The sequence below is a fragment of the Nitratireductor sp. GISD-1A_MAKvit genome (assembly GCF_040819555.1).
In the GTDB taxonomy this organism is placed as follows: domain Bacteria; phylum Pseudomonadota; class Alphaproteobacteria; order Rhizobiales; family Rhizobiaceae; genus Nitratireductor.
Genome location: NZ_CP161920.1, coordinates 1,601,555 through 1,618,744, shown reverse-complemented (window position 1 = coordinate 1,618,744; position 17,190 = coordinate 1,601,555). Strand labels below are relative to the sequence as shown.

Here is a 17,190-nt window from a genome sequence, read left to right as displayed (position 1 = left end):
ACCGTTTCAAAATCCCTCTCTGGTAGCAGTTTTAATTCAGCACAACCAATCGTGCAATTCTAACTCGCATAAGAAGAGGATGACCGTGGTGCTTGGAAACCTTATTAATCTGCCTCCAATCGGCAGAGATATACTGCCGTTGTTCCCCGGAAGAAAGGACGAGCCTTCTTCTCCGGCGGATCCTTCCGAACCGCCTCCCCAGGGCGGCGGGCAAACACCGGGGACCGGCAACGGTTCAGGGCAGACGGGTTCGCCTCCCGACAACACGTCTCCCGGTGATGCGCAGCCCCCCTCCGGTGCCAATGGTCACGGAGCGGTTTCCGGTCACCAACAGGTCAATCAGGGCCGGATCGATACCGAAACAACCGACGATCCCCTCAAGATCGAGGCCTGGGCACGCAAAGCTGCACTGGAAGTTCAGAAGAACGAGCAGTTTGCCTCAATGGTCATGAAAATTGCGAAACCTGAAACCGCAGAAAAACTTGCACTGTTCGGCAATGATCCAAACGGCAGCGCGGGTTTCTCATCGGTTGCAGCCGCATATCGTGAGAACCAGGACGACGGCCCGGAAACTGCCCCCGATCTCTGATTCCATTCAGTCACGGAAAATCGCGTCCCTGACACGGTGAAGTTTCCTCCTCAGTCAGAGCCCGAAATGTTCGGGCTCTGAACATGCCAGAGCGCCTGCGTGCTGCCGGCACCGCGCCTATTTCAGAGAAATGACAACCTTCCGGGGATCGCGAAAAATTCGCCTGATCTCCAATGGCCGCATGTCGAACGAAAGACCTGCCTGTTGCGGTCTGGCCAGAACATCTCCGTGAACAAGATCGGCCCCAACAGACATTGCCGCCAGAAGCTGGGCCCGGCTCTCCAGCCCCGTAACCATGACTTCCGCCCCGGCCCGTTTCAGCCCTTCAACCAACTGGCGCATCAAACGCAACGCCGGGATGGACTTCGCAACGCGTTGGAACCACCTCGCGTCGAACTTTACAATATCGGGCTGAATTCGGTCGATCGTTTCTAGCATGGAACTGGATGGCCCGAATTCCGCGACTGCAATGCGCACACCACCAAGCCTCATGGTCTCAACCACTTCGTTCGATACCGGATGGCCGGACTCCCCCCCACAGGAGAGAGAGCACACCAGGGACGGCAACGCCATTCCGGTCTGGGCGGATCGTGCAAACATCAGCGCGAGGTTTTCCACTCCCCTGGAACCGGACTGCAATGCGGGTTCAAATGACATATGGAGCGGGAGGTCACCACTTCCCAGATGGTGGTGATTCCCGATGTGCATGAGATTGCATAGTGAATTCAGCTCGCCGCGCATGTGCGGCTCCAGCGTGGAAAATACCCCCTCAAGACCAACCGGCTCATATTCCAGAAGAGGTAGAACCATCGCGTCCGCAGCTTCCGGCACAAGGTCTGTTGCTCCAATCCGAAAAATCGGCTGGAAGAGAGACTTTAGCCGATAAGCACCAAATTTTGCAGTCTCCAATCCGATTTCATCGGCATGGATCGCTCGCTCTCGAGGGACGGAAACGACTTTTCGCACCATGGCTCAACGCCCACGGCGACCGAAGGTGCGTCCGCTCTGGTTGCGTGCGGTGGTTGCCGTGGTTTCCGCTGACTTGCGCTCCTGCAGACGATCGGCCGTGTTCGTGATGATCCTCCTGCGCTCCTGCTCACGAGCCTGCTCAAACTCCTTGAACGCCCCCGGAGCCAGTTGTGGCCGCGCCAGCGCAAATCCCTGTACCATCGTAACCCCGCAGCGCTCAGCCAGCTCCAGCTGCTCTCCGGTCTCAATTCCTTCGAAAACGGTTCGGATGCCCTTCTCTCCAAATGCGCGAACCATATCGGTCAGGAGAGCTACACCCGGACCGGAAGCCAGAAGACGACTGGTCCAGGCACCGTCGAATTTCACGATGTCGGGCCCGAGCGCCTCAATGCGTTGCAGGTCTGAACTGTCGGCACCATAATCATCCACCGCCACGCGATGCCCATATCCTTTCAGCGCCCTGACGAACCCGACAAGCGTCTCATGGGAGCCGGTTTCCTGTTCGGTGATCTCACAGACCACGCGTTCTGCACCAATGCCGGCTTCCTTGAGAACGTCCTGGACATCTCGCAGGGCCTGCGCGGCTGACGCGGCATCCACAAAGTGGGATGGATCGAAATTGATGAAGATCGATACTGAAGCGCTCAGACTGGCTCCCGCGTTCAACAGGTGCAGCGTCCTGGCGAGCGCTTCCACCTGAAAGCGGTCGGTTTGCGGGATACTACCGAAAAACGCCCCCGGCCCAACCGGCTCCTGATCGCGAAAGGGACGGATCAGACCTTCATATGCACTTGCCAGAAGACGGCCTTCCCGAAACGTGAAGATCGGCTGAAAGGCGGTTTTGAGAGTATAGCCACCCCAGACGCCCACTGCGGTCCCGTCATTCTGGCGGGCGATGTGGGCCAGGCCGATGCTACGCGGCATGCTCCGCTTCCTTAAGTGTCGACATTTTTCGAAACCAAAGTGGCAGTCACGCCTTTATTCGCGGTTAACGTCTGGTTTAATGCCGCAGAATGCGTGACCGCTTGCGATTTTTCCCACGATCGGACATGAAGGTTCACGCTGAAGCTCAGCCTAAATCTCACTGGAACCGGAGACCTCCAACATGGCTTTCCTCGCCGACGCCCTTTCACGCGTAAAACCATCCGCAACAATTGCGGTCTCTCAGAAAGCGCGCGAACTGAAATCCCAGGGCCGCGATGTGATCGGTCTTGGCGCGGGCGAGCCGGATTTCGATACGCCTGACAATGTGAAGAAGGCGGCGATCGAGGCCATCAGTCGCGGCGAAACGAAATACACGCCAGTGTCCGGCATCCAGCCCTTGCGTGAAGCAATCGCAGCCAAGTTCAAGCGCGAGAACAATCTCGACTATGACTGGAAGCAGACCATCGTGGCGACCGGCGGCAAGCAGGTCCTTTTCAACGCCATGATGGCAACCCTGAATGCCGGGGACGAAGTCGTGATCCCTAGCCCATACTGGGTCAGCTATCCCGAAATGGTATCAATCTGTGGCGGAACGCCGGTTGCTGCCGAAACGAGCATAGAAAACGGCTTCAAGCTCACCGCAGACGCTTTGGAAAAGGCGATCACGCCCAAAACCAAATGGCTGATCATGAACTCGCCTTCCAACCCCTCGGGCGCGGCCTACACGGAGCAGGAGCTGAAAGCGCTCGCCGAAGTTCTGCTCGCACATCCGAATGTATGGGTGCTTACCGACGACATGTATGAACACCTCACCTATGGCGATTTCAAATTCCACACCATCGCCGAGGTGGAACCGAAGCTCTATGAGCGCACCTTGACGATGAATGGCGTGTCTAAAGCCTATGCGATGACGGGATGGCGTATCGGGTACGCTGCCGGTCCGATCGAACTCATCAAGGCCATGGACATGATCCAGGGGCAGCAGACCTCCGGGGCCTGCAGCATCGCCCAATGGGCAGCCGTGGAGGCCTTGAACGGACCGCAGGATTTCGTGGCCAGAAACAAGGGCATCTTTCAGGGCCGCCGCGACCTGGTGGTTTCGATGCTGAACCAGGCAAAGGGCATCAACTGCCCCGTTCCGGAAGGCGCATTCTACGTCTATCCGTCCTGCGCGGAATTGATCGGCAAAACCGCACCTTCCGGCAAGGTCATCAAGTCAGACGAGGACTTTGTTTCCGAGCTCCTCGAAGCGGAAGGCGTCGCCGTGGTACACGGCTCCGCTTTTGGGCTTGGCCCGAACTTCCGCATTTCCTATGCCACTTCCGAAGAGTTGCTTGAAGAAGCCTGCAATCGCATCCAGCGCTTTACCGCTTCGCTGACATAGCGGCACCTGACGCGCCAGCACTGTTGCGCCGCGAAACTTTTTTTCCGCAGCGCAATAGTGTTAACGCGCTCTTAAAGTTTCCTGTCGTCTTCTCCGGTTCCAACAGAACCGGGGACGTTGGGGGCAATGAGCATCCTCTCCACCGTACGCCACAACGGCGGTCGGGTTTATATCGGCGTTCAGACGCTACTGGTCGCTTCGGCAGCACTCGCCGCGGCAGCGTATTTCCTGCAATCCGGTGAAAGCGGAGCCATGGGATGGCTTCTGTTCGGTTGCCTGACACTCAGCGTCTGCGGGCTGGTATTGCTCGAATATCTCAGGCGCACGGTTACGGACCATCTCCGAAATGCTGTCCGCATGGAAGAAGAACGCACACGCCTGACCGAAACCGACCTCCTTACCGGCGCTCTCATTCGTGGACGTTTCCTCGATGAGCTCAGCAAGAATATCGGCACGTTATCAAAACCGCGCCGCATCATGCTGTTGCTGGTGGATCTTGATCACTTCAAACAGCTCAACGACGGCTTCGGACACCAGTTCGGCGATGAAGCTCTTGCCCACCTGGTGGCATGCGCAAAGCACTGTTTTCCCGATTGCACCATCGGGCGGCTCGGCGGAGATGAATTCGCCATAATGATGCATGGCAACGATCTCGACAGATGCCGGACACGCGCACAAAAGCTGCTCGCAATGCTTCAGGACGGGCGAGTTTATGAGGGCCACCAGATCCCACTCGGCGCCTCCATTGGCATTGCCATAGCTCCGCAACATGCCAGCAGTCCCAGGGAACTGCCCCTCCTTGCCGACCTCGCCCTTTACGAGAGCAAGGGCGCGGGGCGAGGTCGCATCACCGTATTCGATCCCGACATGCTGTCGGAAAAACGTCAGCGCCGTTTCCTTGAGCGTGAATTGCGCGCAGCGATTTATCTCAACGAGCTGGAGCTCCACTACCAGCCTCTTACCGATGCCGACACCAACATCGTGGGTGTGGAAGGACTGGTGCGCTGGCGTCATCCTGTACGTGGAATGATTTCGCCGGCCGACTTCATCCCTGTCGCGGAACGCTCAAGCCTCATTGACATGGTCGGGGAATGGGTTTTCCGACGCGCCTGTCTTGATATCGAACGCTTTGCAAGCGGGCGCATCAGCATCAATGTGTCTGGCGAACAGCTTAAGCGTGAGGGCTTGGTTTACACGTTTGAGCGTGTGCTGAAAGAAACCGGCGTCAGGGCCAGCCGTTTCATTCTGGAAATCACGGAAACCGTGGCCACAGCGGCATCACCCGAAATCATTGCACGCATCGAGCGGCTTAGGGAGATGGGCTTTCACATCGCACTGGACGATTTCGGAACCGGCCATTGCGGCTTCAACTACATCAAGACGCTGCCCATCGACGGTATCAAGATCGACCGCAGCTATATCCGCAACCTTGGAAACGACCGCATCGCTCAGGTTTTCGTTTCAGCCCTCACCCAGATCGCCCGCATTCAGGGTCTTACGATCGTGGCGGAAGGGATCGAGACCGAAGAGGAGTTCGAGCTGGCACGCTCTGCCGGGTGCAACAATTTCCAGGGTTATCTTCTCGGTGCTCCGCAGCCGGAGTTGCCAAGTGCCCGGACCACTGCGGAAACGAAAAAGCGTGAACTGGCACTGGTCGGCTGAGCCCTTGCTCAAAACCCAAAGCCGTGTGACGATATTCCAAGGTGGATGCTGGCGTCGGCAAACAATTGCTGCAAACGGACACCGCGGGAACGACTGAAGTACCGCTCAACCACGTATGTGCCAGCACCGCGCGACGGCCGCAAGGCCGGCCGCCGCTCATGAGACGTGTGACGTGAACGCGTGAGAGGAGGCCGCCAGACATGGGACATCGCTCGGGAGAGAGAAGCCGCGGACCGAAATGCATTGCCATTGTCGGTCCGTTTGCATGTGGCAAGACAACCCTGCTTGAAGCCATTCTGGAGCGCACCGACGCCATTCCAAAGCAGGCAGACACCGGCGCTGGAACCGTTGGAGACCACTCCCCAGAGGCCAAATCGCATCAAATGAGCGTGGAAGCCAACGTCGCCACGACCAGCTTTCTCGGTGAAAGCATCACTCTGATCGATTGTCCCGGCTCCATCGAGTTCGCTCACGAAGCCGAGGCCATTCTCGCCGCTGCCGATATGGCCATCGTCGTGACCGAGCCCGACGAAAAAAAGACCGCCGCGCTGCAACTCACATTGCACCGACTGGATGAGCTGGGGATCCCGCGCATGATCTTCCTCAACAGGATCGAACAGGCCACGATGGGCGTGCGCGACATTCTGAAATTGCTGCAGCCCACCAGCGAAACGCCATTGCTGCTGCGGCAGATCCCACTTCGCAAAGACGGAATCGTCATCGGCTCGATCGATCTGGCGCTCGAGCGGGCCTATGTCTATCGTGAACATGCCAGCAGCGAGATCGCTCCTATTTCCGGCGACGACAAGGCTCGAGAGATCGAAGCACGTTTTTCCATGCTGGAAACACTGGCCGACCATGACGACCAGCTGATGGAACAATTGCTGGAAGAGATCGAGCCACCGCGCGATGCAATCTTCGACGATCTGGCGGCTGACCTGCGTGAAGGTATCGTCACCCCTGTCCTCATAGGATCGGCCGAAAAAGGCAACGGCATTCTAAGGCTCCTAAAGGCAATCCGGCATGATGCCCCGGATGTCGAGGCCACGCGCGAGCGTCTTGCCCTGCAGGACAATGGAGAGACGGTTCTCCACGTCATGAAAACGGTCCACACACCCCATGGCGGCAAGCTTTCAGTCTCCCGGCTTCTTTGCGGCACTCTCACGGACGGAACGGAACTGCGCAGCGAAAATGCCATCGACAAGGCGTCCGGTCTCTACACATTGCTCGGCCGCGAGCAGAAAAAGGTCTCGAAGGCAGAGGCGGGCGAAACGGTTGCCCTGGGAAAGCTCGAAGGCGTGCAAACGGGTGACACACTGACCACCGGCAAGAGCGCCCCCACACCCCTGGTTCCGCTCAAGAGGCCGCAACCGGTCTATTCGGTCGCGGTCCATCCGAAGGAACGCAGGGACGAAGCCAAACTCTCTCTCGCCCTGCAAAAGCTTTTGGAAGAGGATCCGTCGCTCAGCCTCGACCAGAGACAGGAAACCGGTGAAATGGTGCTGGGCGGCCAGGGTGAAATGCACCTGCGGGTCACGCGCGAAAGGCTGGAGGGAAAATACCAGATTCCCATAGATACGGACGCACCGGCCATCCCCTACCGCGAAACCATCCGCAAAAGCACCACCAAGCGCGGTCGGCACAAGAAACAGTCGGGCGGGCACGGGCAATTCGGCGACGTTGTTCTCGAAATCCGTCCCCTGCCGAGGGGAGCGGGCTTTGAATTCACAGACACGATAACGGGCGGGGTTGTGCCGAAGCAGTATATCCCATCCGTGGAAACCGGTGTGCATGATGCGCTGAGATCGGGACCACTCAGTTTTCCCGTGATCGACCTTGCTGTCAACCTTTCCGACGGTTCCTACCATTCCGTGGACTCCTCCGATATGGCCTTCCAGCTGGCCGGACGCCTGGCGATGAAGGAAGGGCTGGCAGAATGCTCCCCCGTCCTCCTCGAGCCCATTCTCCGGATCGAGGTCTTCACGCCCTCCGATGCGACCGCTCGCGTCACGGCCATACTTTCCCAGCGACGCGGGCAGATCCTCGGTTTCGATGCGCGAGAGGGCTGGCGTGGCTGGGATGTGGTGGAAGCGACAATACCAGCGTCCGAGACTGGCGACCTCATCATCGAACTGCGGTCGGCAACAGCCGGCGTGTCCAGCTATCGCGCGGGTTTTGACCGTATGGCGGAACTCACGGGGCGTCTGGCAGACGCTGCCATGAACGGACGCGGAAAGGCAGCCTGATAAACTGAAGACAAAAAAAGAGCCGGATCACGTAGATCCGGCTTAGTCATTGGAAGTGCCATATAGGCGAAACCTCCAGAGGGGAACACTCGCGGGGGCAAATGGGAGGAGAACGCCCCCGGGAGTGCTTCTCATATGGGCAATAAGCGCCTAAATAACAACCACGTGTTTTTGCAATTCACCCATGCAAATTTGCATAACGACCCGTTTTTCTTGGGAAATACTGCGTCAAAATGCCCAATGTCGTGATTTGGAAATAAGGAAATCCCGAAAAGCGTGGAGCTTTGCCTGGTTTTTCATCACGTTCGGATAGCAAAAATACGTGTCGAATGAAGGGACAGCGGTTTCCGGCAACAATTGCACCAGGTCGTTGCTCTTGCCCACCACATAATCGGGCAGCATGGCTATGCCGGCACCGCGCTGAACGGCAAGCTTGATCGACAGGATGTTGTTGATCTGCAGCGCAGTCTGGCGCTTCTGCCCCTCGGGCCGCCCCGCCGTCTCCAGCCAGTTCATATCACTCAGATGTGGTGGCACCGCCTCGCCGAAGGTCACGATGCGATGATTGTCCAGATCCGCAATCGATGAAGGCTTCCCGTGTTTGTTGACATAGGAAGGCGACGCAAACAGATGGAAATGCACCGTAAACAGCTTGCGCTGGATGAGGTCCGGCTGCTGCGGCTGGCGCATGCGGATCGCGCAGTCTGCCTGCCGCATTGTCAGGTCCAGTTCCTCGTTGTCGAGAATGAGCTGCAATTCGATATCGGGATAGAGCTCGATGAACTCCGGCAGCCTTTCGGTGAGCCAACCCGTGCCGAGACCCACCGTAGTCGAAACCTTGAGGAGACCCGAGGGGCGGTCCTTGGCCTCGGTCAGGCGCACACGCACGCTTTCGAGCTGCATCAACACGTCGTGTGCCGTGCGGTAGAGCATCTCGCCCTGTTCGGTCAGCACCAGGCCGCGCGCATGGCGGTGGAAGAGCGGCACACCGACTTCCAGCTCGAGTGCGCTCACCTGACGTGAAATTGCCGACTGCGAGAGGTGCAGCGTTTCAGCGGCGTGCGTAAATGAGCCTGCCTCTGCGGCGGCATGAAAAACCCTGAGTTTGTCCCAGTCCAACGCCTCGTTCTCCTCTTTCAGGCGCTCGCATGCACATGCCCGCTACCGTCTGCCCCAGTGGCTGCAGCATTCCCGTTTATTCGGCAGCTTCCTGTTTTGTTTCCATCGCCGCCAGATATTTCTCCGCCTCAAGCGCGGCCATGCAGCCAAGGCCGGCTGCTGTGACAGCCTGACGATAGATGTCGTCGGCCACATCACCGGCCGCAAACACGCCGGGAACGTCCGTTTGCGTTGTGCCAGGCTGCGTCCACAGGTACCCATTGGGCTTCTGTTTCAGTTTGCCTTCAAACAGCTCAACGGCAGGTGCATGACCGATCGCCACGAAAACGCCATCGACTGCCAGCTCAGAAACTGCACCTGAGTGAACGTTCTTGACACGCACGCCCGAAGCCGACGCCGGCATGGGCGGTTTGGCCGGCATACCGGTAATCTCTTCCACCACCGTGTCCCACATGATGGTCACATTCTCCTTCGCCATCAGGCGCTCCTGCAAAATGCGCTCCGACCGCAGTTCGTCGCGGCGATGGATCAGCGTCACCGACTTGGCGAGATTGGACAGGTAAAGCGCCTCCTCGACGGCCGTGTTGCCGCCGCCCACAACCGCAACATCCTTGCCACGGTAGAAAAACCCGTCACAGGTAGCACAGGCCGATACGCCAAACCCCATAAAGGTCTGCTCGGAAGGCAGGCCGAGCCACTTCGCCTTGGCGCCAGTGGCAATGATCAGCGCATCACAGGTGTATTCCGTGCCGGAATCGCCCTTCAAAACAAAGGGGCGCGACGACAGATCGACATCCACGATCAGGTCATTGGCGATTTCTGCGCCAACATTTTCCGCCTGTCCGCGCATCTGCTCCATCAGCCAGGGGCCCTGGACCGGATCGGCAAAACCCGGATAGTTCTCGACCTCGGTCGTGATCATCAGCTGTCCGCCCTGTTCGAGGCCAGCAACCAGAAGAGGCTTGAGCATTGCCCGGGCTGCATAGATCGCTGCCGTGTACCCGGCTGGGCCCGAGCCGATGATGAGGACGGGCGCGTGACGACGTGACATTGGACTTGAATCCTTTCGCTCGTGATCCCGATGGCACGATAGGCGTGAACTACGGGCATTCTGGCTCAAAACGCGTCGTTCCCAACCTAGAGGCCGCGACACGCATTCCGGATGGTGCCTGCCAGGCGACCAGCCGCTAAACTCGGTAATACGATCTAAGTATTGACCACCCCGTTGTGCAAGACGAGGAATGGGTTTCCAACAGTTACCGAATGTCGCGCCACCAGAAAACACCATACACGGTGGATAGTGAACCGTGCATTTGAAGGCCGCTTGGCTTGGAATGAAGCTTGCCCTAAATTTCAGCGCGCATGCGCAAGGGATTCTCGCGCAGTTCAACAGATATGGGAAGCAACATGCCGCTACAGGCTGATCTTGATGCAATCGACTGGAAAATTCTGCGCGAGCTTCAGGCTGACGGCAAAATGACCAATGTGGAGTTATCGCGGCGCGTGGGTATTTCTGCCCCGCCCTGCCTGCGGCGCGTCAAGCGTCTTGAAGAGGCCGGCATCATCAAAGGCTATCGCGCCCTTCTCAACTCACCCGCTCTCGGCCTCGACGTCGTGGCGTTCTGCCTTGTCGGACTTCACCATCAGTCCGAGGCAGAACTGAAAGCTTTCGCAGAGCAGACACAGCACTGGCCCATCGTGCGCCGCGCTTGGATGGTGTCGGGTGATTCTGATTTCATGCTGCATTGCGTGGCGAGCGACCTTACCACCTTCCAGACATTTGTGATCGAGGAACTCACGTCAGCGCGCGGTGTGGATACGGTCCGCACGGCTTTGACCATACGGCAGGTCAAGGATGAGGGCCTCGTCTCGATCAAACAGTGAGGGGTCGATCAAACAGCGAGGGGCGCTCCGACCCGGGGAATCTCACCTGTAGTCTGTGAAATCCGGCGCCGGCACGAGCTGCAGGATACGCCGGTGATACTGCAATGAAAGCGGCGCCAGTATGTCTCCCAGGAGGAAGCTCCAAGGCACCGGATACTGCGAGGGTCCGGTGCCGAAATCCACAGCAGGAACCTCTCGCGGATAGCGGGCGGGGTGTTGTCTCAGGCGCGGCAGCAGGAGATCAAGCCTCTGCTCCACGAGTTCCAGCCAGCGGCGGGTCATCTCTGTTCCCGGCCTGAAAATGAAGGCCCCGTTTCCGATCAGGCGGCGACGATTAATTCTGGTCCAGCGGTACCGCAATGCCAGCTCCAGCGTGCTGGCAGGCCTGCTCAGGAAAAACCCCTGGCCACCGATTTTCGATCGATGGAAACGCGCCAGCCCGCCCGGCACTTCGCGATATCCTGCTGCCAGTGTCTCTCGGCTCTCCATGGCCTCAAAGGCCGGTCTCCACGATGCATCACAGCGTTTGACATCCGTATACCCGCCGCCGAAATGATGCATGAAATACGCCCGCAGATAATCCGACTGATGGACTGCAGAAAGATACTGGAAAGCTTCGTGAAATGGCCGCTCGGCCGAAGCAAAACTCTCCAGCGTTTCTTTTGTCACCAGATGTATGGCGCATTGTGAGTTGACGAGGGATTGCAGGCTCTCAAGGCGGCGAGGCGAGAGATCGGCCGGGCCGAGCCAGAAAGTGAATATGCGTCCACTCCAGTGCGCAGAAATGTCAGTGTGACTCGACCGTTTCACCTTCTCGTCTCCCCTATCGGAACTCCACAGGCAGTCTCTGCCGGCGCCCCCAAAGGACCAGCAGCTTGTTTTGAGCGCTCATGCCTTCCTTGACGCATACCTCGCGCAACCGTTCCACCAGCGGCAAGGTGCATCGCTGTTTGCTCTCCCTTCCTTCGATACTTGTGTTGGGATCCTGCGCGTTTCCGCCACCCGAGGCGTGCCACTTCTGAGCACAAACAGCGGGTGTCAGTTGATAAATGCGGGTATTCTGAAACACGGGAGACAGAACGCTGAAGAGAAAATCGTCCAGTGCCTCATGGAACGTTTCGCTTGCAGCCAGAAGCCGCGTCGCGCAATCACGGGATACGATGTAACCTGCCGCACAATAGTGGGAGGAGCGCAATCGGTACAGTTGCCGGTCGTCGACCATGCCGGCCCCTGACCTGTCGAGATACACTCGCGAGGAAGTTGTTTCGAGTTTCACGATCTCCGCATCATCCGGGAGCCACCCATCCTCGGCCAGAACCGCAGCCGAATTCCTGCCAAGGACAATGTCGTCTTCAAAGATCGCACCAAACCGCTCGCCGGATTCCAGAAGTGCGCTCCAGCACCGGCGGTGACTGAGGAAGCAGCCGATTTCGCCCGGCGTCAACCGTCCCCAGCGCCCCACTCCCGCAAGCACGCGATCGATCTCTTCCGGCGTAAGCGCGTTGCCGTCGACTGCCGGCACCCGCTCGAACGAGAGCCCGGCCTGCGAGAAACGGTGACACATTTCTTCCAGGCGCTCCGGCGCCCGATCAAGGTTCATCACGAAGATTTGCATCTTTTTCGGCATCCGGTCTCAGCGTGAAGTCACAGGGAAACCTATGCAGAGCGAAAGCAAAGCAGGAAAGAACGGAATGATTATGTCAAGAGTTGCATGCGCTTTGCGCTACACATCAATGGCGCAGATCAGGCCCGCATGGCTTCTCTGCTCAACCCGGAGCAAAAATTGCAATGAGCACGGAAGGCGGACAACAGAAAGCGCCGCGCATATCCGACCGGCTCAAAGAAAAGGAACGCGCACCCAGTGACGATCTGAAAAATGGAGATTGTAAACGCCAGACACAAACGAAGAAAACTGCTGGAATGGGCGAAGCGCTTCCCGTGTCAGCTTTGCAACGCCCGACCGCCGCTTGCCTCGCCGCTCTGAGCGCAGAGCACTTCCAAGCTCACGGTGTTCTTCCGGTTTCAAAAAATACTCCTGAATTGCCACTGCGGGGTTTAGTTGTAGAAACTTCAGTCCTCGGCCTTCGATACGTTCGGGATTGAAGAGAAACTGATCAACCGGGTCACCAAAGACCTTCGTATCCTCCAGGAATTCAGTCGCGATTTCACGACTGATGACATACGCCCCTGCCCCCGCAAAAGCCTTGAACAAAGGAAACAATTGCCGGCCTCCAACCTGGGCCACCGGCCGGTTTCCGATCAGGCTTTTGGGGCGACAGGCCTCGATGCGAACCAGTGCGGTGCCTGTCGGGACCCAGTCCGCATTTCCAAACACCGCAGATGCATTCTCCCCAAGGAAAATATCGTCTTCGCAGATAATCGTATAAGCATCCCTGTGTTTGGCGGCGATCTCCCAGCATTTCCGGTGAGACAGGAAGCAGGCAATCTCTCCAGCGCCAAGTTCGTAAAACCGGGGCTCTCCCGAACGCCCGGCCTCAAGCTCCCGCTGGGAAAGCTGTGTCGCGTCCACGGCCTTCACGACCTCGAAATCAAGCCCCTGTTCACCAAACACCCTGCGCATATGCGCAAGCCGGTCGGTCTCCCTTTCGAGGTTGATGACAAGCGTTCTCAAAAGCGCTCCATTCCCGCCTGGAGGTGGTCGCGCGATCTTTTTCGCACCTGGCGTCTGTATACGAAACGGTTCCATTCGCGCTTCAGGCGCTCACCCGCGGAACTCTCGGTTTTGCCGGAAGCACTGATCGTACTCCCTCCGATTTCCGACGACTGGTCGCTAACGCCCGACGGTACAACACATTGTGGCACGATGCCCGTCACCCACCGCATTTGCAAAAATGTGTCCACCGGCCTGTCAAAACGTTCGGTCAGGTCAAGCAGGTGCGCGGCCGCTTCGCGTGTTACAAGCTGCGCCACAGTGCCAAGCTGCGTCACATCGGGGGCAACAAGTCTGATTTCATCGTCACGTAGCACATCGCGAAAGTTGCCACGAATCCGGCTTATGCGGAACTGCACATATGCTTTTCCCTTGCAGGCTCGTTCCGCCATTTCCAGGCAGCGTGGAAAAAGCGCCGCATCGAGCGCCACATCGTCTTCGATGATCAGTCCCGCATCGAGCCCCTCCTCCACGATCATGCGCCATGCCTTCCGATGCGAAAGAAAACAGGCGATCTCGGACTTGCGCAACACAAAGGGATAAGCGGGCTCATGCAACGCCTTGCCCGCGTATCTGGCAAGCTCTTCATTGGCGATAGCCTGCCCGTCCACAGCATCCAGAACGCGGGTCTTGACCGGCGTGGCCGCAAGGAGATGTTCAACCTGCACCCGGCGTGCCTTTGCCCGCTGCAGATGAACGATAAACCCTTCAATTTTCACCGGGCGGCCTCTTGCCAAAGTTCCTCGTAAATCGCGTTCAGCGCTCTTGCCTCACCTTCGAGGGGAAAATGCGACCGCGCGTGGGCAAGTGCCGCACTGGCTGCCGCTTGGCGCAGGATATCATCATCCATGTAGCGTGCAGCCGCCGATATGAGGGCCTCGATGTCATCGACCGGAACGAGCGCGCCAGCTTTGCTGCCATCCAGAATTTCCCCGAAAGCTCCCACATTCGTCGCAACAACGGGGACTGCCGTCGCCATTGCCTCAAGAGGTGTGAGTCCGAACCCCTCCCACCGCTGTGGCGCGATGAAGAGTGAAAGGGCCCGGTACCATTTCGGTATGTCCTGCCTCGTCCCCACGAAATGAACCCGCTCCGCAAGACCGGCAGCGCGCAGTTTTTCCTTGAGCTCTGCCTCAAATGCCGCGTGCGGCTGGGTGGCCTGACCGGCGATGATCGCCGACCAGTTTGGTCTGTCGGGAAGCAGCCTGATCATCGCATCGACAAACAGATCCGTTCCCTTCTGATGCCTGATCCGTCCGAAACAACCCACATAGTGCTGCTCTGGAGGAAAGCCCACCGCCGACGCACCGGCTGCCGAACTCTCAGGCGGTGAAAAACGCACGGTATCAATCCCGTGCATCACCACCCTGTTTGGAACGCGCAGATAGCGCGCTGTCTTCCGGCTGGTCGCTATGACGCGGTCCATCCTGCGAATGAGAAAGCGGGTCCACGGCGTATGCTCGCGTTGTGATGCCGAAGTGAACACAATCCGCAACGGCGCCCGAAACACGCTTCGCAACACGAGGCCGGCCAGCATCTCTGGATTGCGCCTGGCATGCCAGATGCGAAAGGGGCGGCTCTTAGGCTTCAGGAGAAGCCCCGGCACCTGCCACCAGCGCAGTGCGGGAAGCTCGCGGGGCAAACCGGGCCCCAGCGTTGCAATCCGCAGGCTGCCTGCCTGCCTCGGCACCAGCTGAACGATCGTGCTCGTCACCCCCGAAAGCCGCTTCTTGAAGTTCGGGGCCACCACCTCCACCTCTCGGACGGAGAGCCGGTGACCACCTGCGCGTTCGGGCATCATGGGTGACAGCTCAGCCGTAGCGGACTTCGACCACTTCATAGCCCCGCGCACCGCCCGGAGCGTTCACCTCGATCGAATCACCCACGGCCTTTCCGATAAGCGCACGCGCGATCGGCGAGGAGATGGAAATGCGCCCTGCCTTAACATCGGCTTCCTGGTCCCCGACGATCTGATAGGTTTTCTCTTCCTCGGTGTCTTCGTCTACCAGCACCACCGTCGCTCCGAACTTGACGGTGTCGCCGGAAAGTTTCGAGACATCAATCACCTCGGCGCGGGCGATCAGATCCTCCAGCTCGCCTATGCGCCCCTCATTGAGGCTCTGTGCTTCCTTGGCGGCGTGATACTCGGCGTTTTCCGAAAGGTCGCCATGGGCTCGCGCCTCGGCGATCGCCTCAATGATGCGTGGCCGCTCTTCCTGCTGGCGCCAGCCAAGCTCTTTCTTCAACGCGGCGGCTCCGGCCGGTGTCATCGGGACCTTGTTCATTTCATTCACCTTCCAGACATAAAAGCAGGAAAGCCCTCCGCCCTTCGCGCGAAGTGCCACCCTGCCACCGGTGCAGACATAAAAAGAAACGGTCCGAAAGCTGCATGCCAACGGAACCGTTTCGTATGACCTGCCCCAATATAGCAAGCTCATGGCGATTTTCACGCAAATTTTTGCCCTGGCGGAAGTTGTTGCTACCGCAAGCGCATGAACATTATTGTTGTTTGTGGCTCGCCGCCTATCTCCTGAAAGGTCGGCACACAGGGAGAGACCATCATGAAACGCCCAGTTTTTCTCACCGTTCTTGCAGCGGGACTGCTCGCCGGGCCCGTGATGGCCGGTGCCAAAACCTTCACCACCGAGCTTGTCACTGTTCGGGCTGAAACGCTGGCCCGCGGCCTCGAAAACCCCTGGGGACTGGATTTCCTGCCCGACGGCAGTGCCCTGATTACAGAGCGATCCGGACAATTGCGTCTGTTCAGCGAAGACACGCTTTCCGACCCCATTTCCGGATTGCCAGATATAGCGGTTTTCGGACAGGGCGGGCTTCTGGACGTTGCCGTGGCACCGGATTTCGAAGAAACCGGAGCGGTGTTCTTCTCCTATTCGCAACCGGGACCGGATGGAGCGGGAACGGCAATTGCGAGAGCCAGACTGATCCGGGATGGCAAAAAGCCGCGGCTCGATGGCGTATCCACCATTTTCTCCATGAACGGGAAATCCGGCGCCGGTCAGCATTTTGGCTCACGCCTCGTGTTTCATCCGGATGGAACGCTGTTTTTCACAATCGGCGACCGCGGGCAGAGTGAACGCGCGCAGGATCGGGCGGATCACGCCGGCTCGGTTCTCAGGATAAATCCGGACGGGAGCGTGCCGCAGGACAACCCGTTCGCTGATGACACAAAGGCTGCCCCAGAGATCTGGTCCATCGGCCATCGAAACCCTCAGGGGGCCCTCTATGACCCGGTCACTCAGTCGATCTGGACCGTGGAACACGGTGCGCGCGGTGGCGACGAGGTGAATCGGCCAGAGGCCGGCAAGAATTATGGTTGGCCCGTCATCTCCTATGGCGTCAACTACAGTGGCACCAAGATCGGTCTGGGAACCGAGGCACCAGGTTATGAGCAACCGGAATTCTACTGGGATCCCTCCATTGCGCCGTCCGGCGCTGCCGTCTACCAGGGTGCAATGTTTCCGGAATGGGATGGAGATCTGCTGGTTGCCGCGTTAAAATATCATCTCGTTTCGAGGCTCAAGCGTGACGAAAACGGCACCATTACGGGAGAAGAGCGCCTGTTTCGCGGCGCTTTCGGGCGTATTCGGGATGTCAGTGTTGCACCGGACGGAGCGCTCTGGCTGCTGACGGACAAGCGAAGGGGTGAACTCATCCGCATTCACCGTGCTGATTGACCGCAAACGAAGCCGCCTGGCCCATTGAGTGATGCGGTGCGGCCCTT

At 58.5% G+C, this 17,190-nt stretch carries 16 protein-coding genes; 6 read left to right on the top strand and 10 right to left on the bottom strand.

All coding sequences use genetic code 11. From position 1 onward, the window contains the following. The first annotated feature begins 79 nt into the window (after positions 1-79). Positions 80-589: a hypothetical protein gene (locus tag AB2N04_RS09075; RefSeq protein WP_367718472.1), complete on the top strand. Its 510-nt coding sequence runs from the start codon at positions 80-82 to the stop codon at positions 587-589. A gap of 117 nt (positions 590-706) precedes the next feature. Here AB2N04_RS09075 and AB2N04_RS09070 read toward each other — a convergent pair whose 3' ends face one another. After that, a complete protein-coding gene (locus tag AB2N04_RS09070) occupies positions 707-1,555 on the bottom strand; it encodes an EAL domain-containing protein (protein ID WP_367718471.1) in 849 nt (282 codons plus the stop codon). A gap of 6 nt (positions 1,556-1,561) precedes the next feature. Beyond that, positions 1,562-2,482, bottom strand: a complete 921-nt coding sequence (locus AB2N04_RS09065; RefSeq protein ID WP_367718470.1) for an EAL domain-containing protein — start codon at positions 2,480-2,482, stop codon at positions 1,562-1,564. Between the two features lie 181 nt (positions 2,483-2,663). On the opposite strand from AB2N04_RS09065, the gene AB2N04_RS09060 reads away from it, so the two are divergent. The 3 genes from AB2N04_RS09060 (at position 2,664) to AB2N04_RS09050 (ending at position 7,774) form a co-directional block, all read left to right on the top strand. Beyond that, a complete protein-coding gene (locus AB2N04_RS09060; RefSeq protein ID WP_367718469.1) occupies positions 2,664-3,866 on the top strand; it encodes a pyridoxal phosphate-dependent aminotransferase in 1,203 nt (400 codons plus the stop codon). Positions 3,867-3,992: 126 nt separating this feature from the next. Then, positions 3,993-5,528 (top strand): putative bifunctional diguanylate cyclase/phosphodiesterase, encoded by a 1,536-nt coding sequence (locus AB2N04_RS09055; protein ID WP_367718468.1) that lies wholly within the window; start codon positions 3,993-3,995, stop codon positions 5,526-5,528. 200 nt (positions 5,529-5,728) lie between these two features. Beyond that, positions 5,729-7,774 carry an elongation factor G gene (locus tag AB2N04_RS09050; protein WP_367718467.1) on the top strand — a complete coding sequence of 682 codons (2,046 nt, stop codon included), beginning with the start codon at positions 5,729-5,731 and terminating at the stop codon, positions 7,772-7,774. Positions 7,775-8,002: 228 nt separating this feature from the next. Here the strand turns inward: AB2N04_RS09050 and AB2N04_RS09045 are convergent, their stop codons facing one another. Beyond that, on the bottom strand, positions 8,003-8,893 hold the full coding sequence (locus AB2N04_RS09045) for a LysR family transcriptional regulator (RefSeq protein ID WP_025030692.1): 891 nt from the start codon (positions 8,891-8,893) through the stop codon (positions 8,003-8,005). 76 nt (positions 8,894-8,969) lie between these two features. Next, entirely contained in the window at positions 8,970-9,944 is a 975-nt protein-coding gene (gene trxB / locus AB2N04_RS09040) for a thioredoxin-disulfide reductase (protein ID WP_367718466.1), read from the bottom strand. Between the two features lie 356 nt (positions 9,945-10,300). On the opposite strand from trxB, the gene AB2N04_RS09035 reads away from it, so the two are divergent. Then, entirely contained in the window at positions 10,301-10,777 is a 477-nt protein-coding gene (locus AB2N04_RS09035) for an Lrp/AsnC family transcriptional regulator (RefSeq protein WP_367718465.1), read from the top strand. Between the two features lie 42 nt (positions 10,778-10,819). On the opposite strand, the gene AB2N04_RS09030 is transcribed toward AB2N04_RS09035, so the two are convergent. The 6 genes from AB2N04_RS09030 to greA form a co-directional block, all read right to left on the bottom strand. Further along, positions 10,820-11,587 (bottom strand): hypothetical protein, encoded by a 768-nt coding sequence (locus tag AB2N04_RS09030; RefSeq protein ID WP_367718464.1) that lies wholly within the window; start codon positions 11,585-11,587, stop codon positions 10,820-10,822. A 13-nt stretch (positions 11,588-11,600) separates the two neighbouring features. Further along, positions 11,601-12,392, bottom strand: a complete 792-nt coding sequence (locus AB2N04_RS09025) for a glycosyltransferase family 25 protein (protein ID WP_367718463.1) — start codon at positions 12,390-12,392, stop codon at positions 11,601-11,603. 222 nt (positions 12,393-12,614) lie between these two features. Beyond that, the gene (locus AB2N04_RS09020) at positions 12,615-13,409 is read right to left on the bottom strand and encodes a glycosyltransferase family 25 protein (RefSeq protein ID WP_367718462.1); all 795 of its coding nucleotides are present in this window, start codon (positions 13,407-13,409) and stop codon (positions 12,615-12,617) included. Further along, positions 13,406-14,167: a glycosyltransferase family 25 protein gene (locus AB2N04_RS09015; protein WP_367718461.1), complete on the bottom strand. Its 762-nt coding sequence runs from the start codon at positions 14,165-14,167 to the stop codon at positions 13,406-13,408. Before AB2N04_RS09015 ends, AB2N04_RS09020 begins: the two co-directional genes overlap by 4 nt. Then, positions 14,164-15,249, bottom strand: coding sequence for a glycosyltransferase family 4 protein (locus AB2N04_RS09010; protein WP_367718460.1), 1,086 nt, complete (start codon positions 15,247-15,249; stop codon positions 14,164-14,166). Before AB2N04_RS09010 ends, AB2N04_RS09015 begins: the two co-directional genes overlap by 4 nt. Before the next feature lie 10 nt (positions 15,250-15,259). Continuing rightward, a complete protein-coding gene (gene greA, locus AB2N04_RS09005; RefSeq protein ID WP_367718459.1) occupies positions 15,260-15,733 on the bottom strand; it encodes a transcription elongation factor GreA in 474 nt (157 codons plus the stop codon). A 276-nt stretch (positions 15,734-16,009) separates the two neighbouring features. On the opposite strand from greA, the gene AB2N04_RS09000 reads away from it, so the two are divergent. Continuing rightward, entirely contained in the window at positions 16,010-17,143 is a 1,134-nt protein-coding gene (locus tag AB2N04_RS09000) for a PQQ-dependent sugar dehydrogenase (RefSeq protein ID WP_367718458.1), read from the top strand. Positions 17,144-17,190: the final 47 nt, after the last annotated feature.

Coding starts and splice junctions, on each gene's coding strand:
- AB2N04_RS09075 (WP_367718472.1), top strand. CDS start 80: ATGACCGTGGTGCTTGGAAACCTTATTAATCTGCCTCCAATCGGCAGA.
- AB2N04_RS09065 (WP_367718470.1), bottom strand. CDS start 2,482: ATGCCGCGTAGCATCGGCCTGGCCCACATCGCCCGCCAGAATGACGGG.
- AB2N04_RS09060 (WP_367718469.1), top strand. CDS start 2,664: ATGGCTTTCCTCGCCGACGCCCTTTCACGCGTAAAACCATCCGCAACA.
- AB2N04_RS09055 (WP_367718468.1), top strand. CDS start 3,993: ATGAGCATCCTCTCCACCGTACGCCACAACGGCGGTCGGGTTTATATC.
- AB2N04_RS09050 (WP_367718467.1), top strand. CDS start 5,729: ATGGGACATCGCTCGGGAGAGAGAAGCCGCGGACCGAAATGCATTGCC.
- trxB (WP_367718466.1), bottom strand. CDS start 9,944: ATGTCACGTCGTCACGCGCCCGTCCTCATCATCGGCTCGGGCCCAGCC.
- AB2N04_RS09035 (WP_367718465.1), top strand. CDS start 10,301: ATGCCGCTACAGGCTGATCTTGATGCAATCGACTGGAAAATTCTGCGC.
- AB2N04_RS09025 (WP_367718463.1), bottom strand. CDS start 12,392: ATGCAAATCTTCGTGATGAACCTTGATCGGGCGCCGGAGCGCCTGGAA.
- AB2N04_RS09010 (WP_367718460.1), bottom strand. CDS start 15,249: ATGATGCCCGAACGCGCAGGTGGTCACCGGCTCTCCGTCCGAGAGGTG.
- greA (WP_367718459.1), bottom strand. CDS start 15,733: ATGAACAAGGTCCCGATGACACCGGCCGGAGCCGCCGCGTTGAAGAAA.
- AB2N04_RS09000 (WP_367718458.1), top strand. CDS start 16,010: ATGAAACGCCCAGTTTTTCTCACCGTTCTTGCAGCGGGACTGCTCGCC.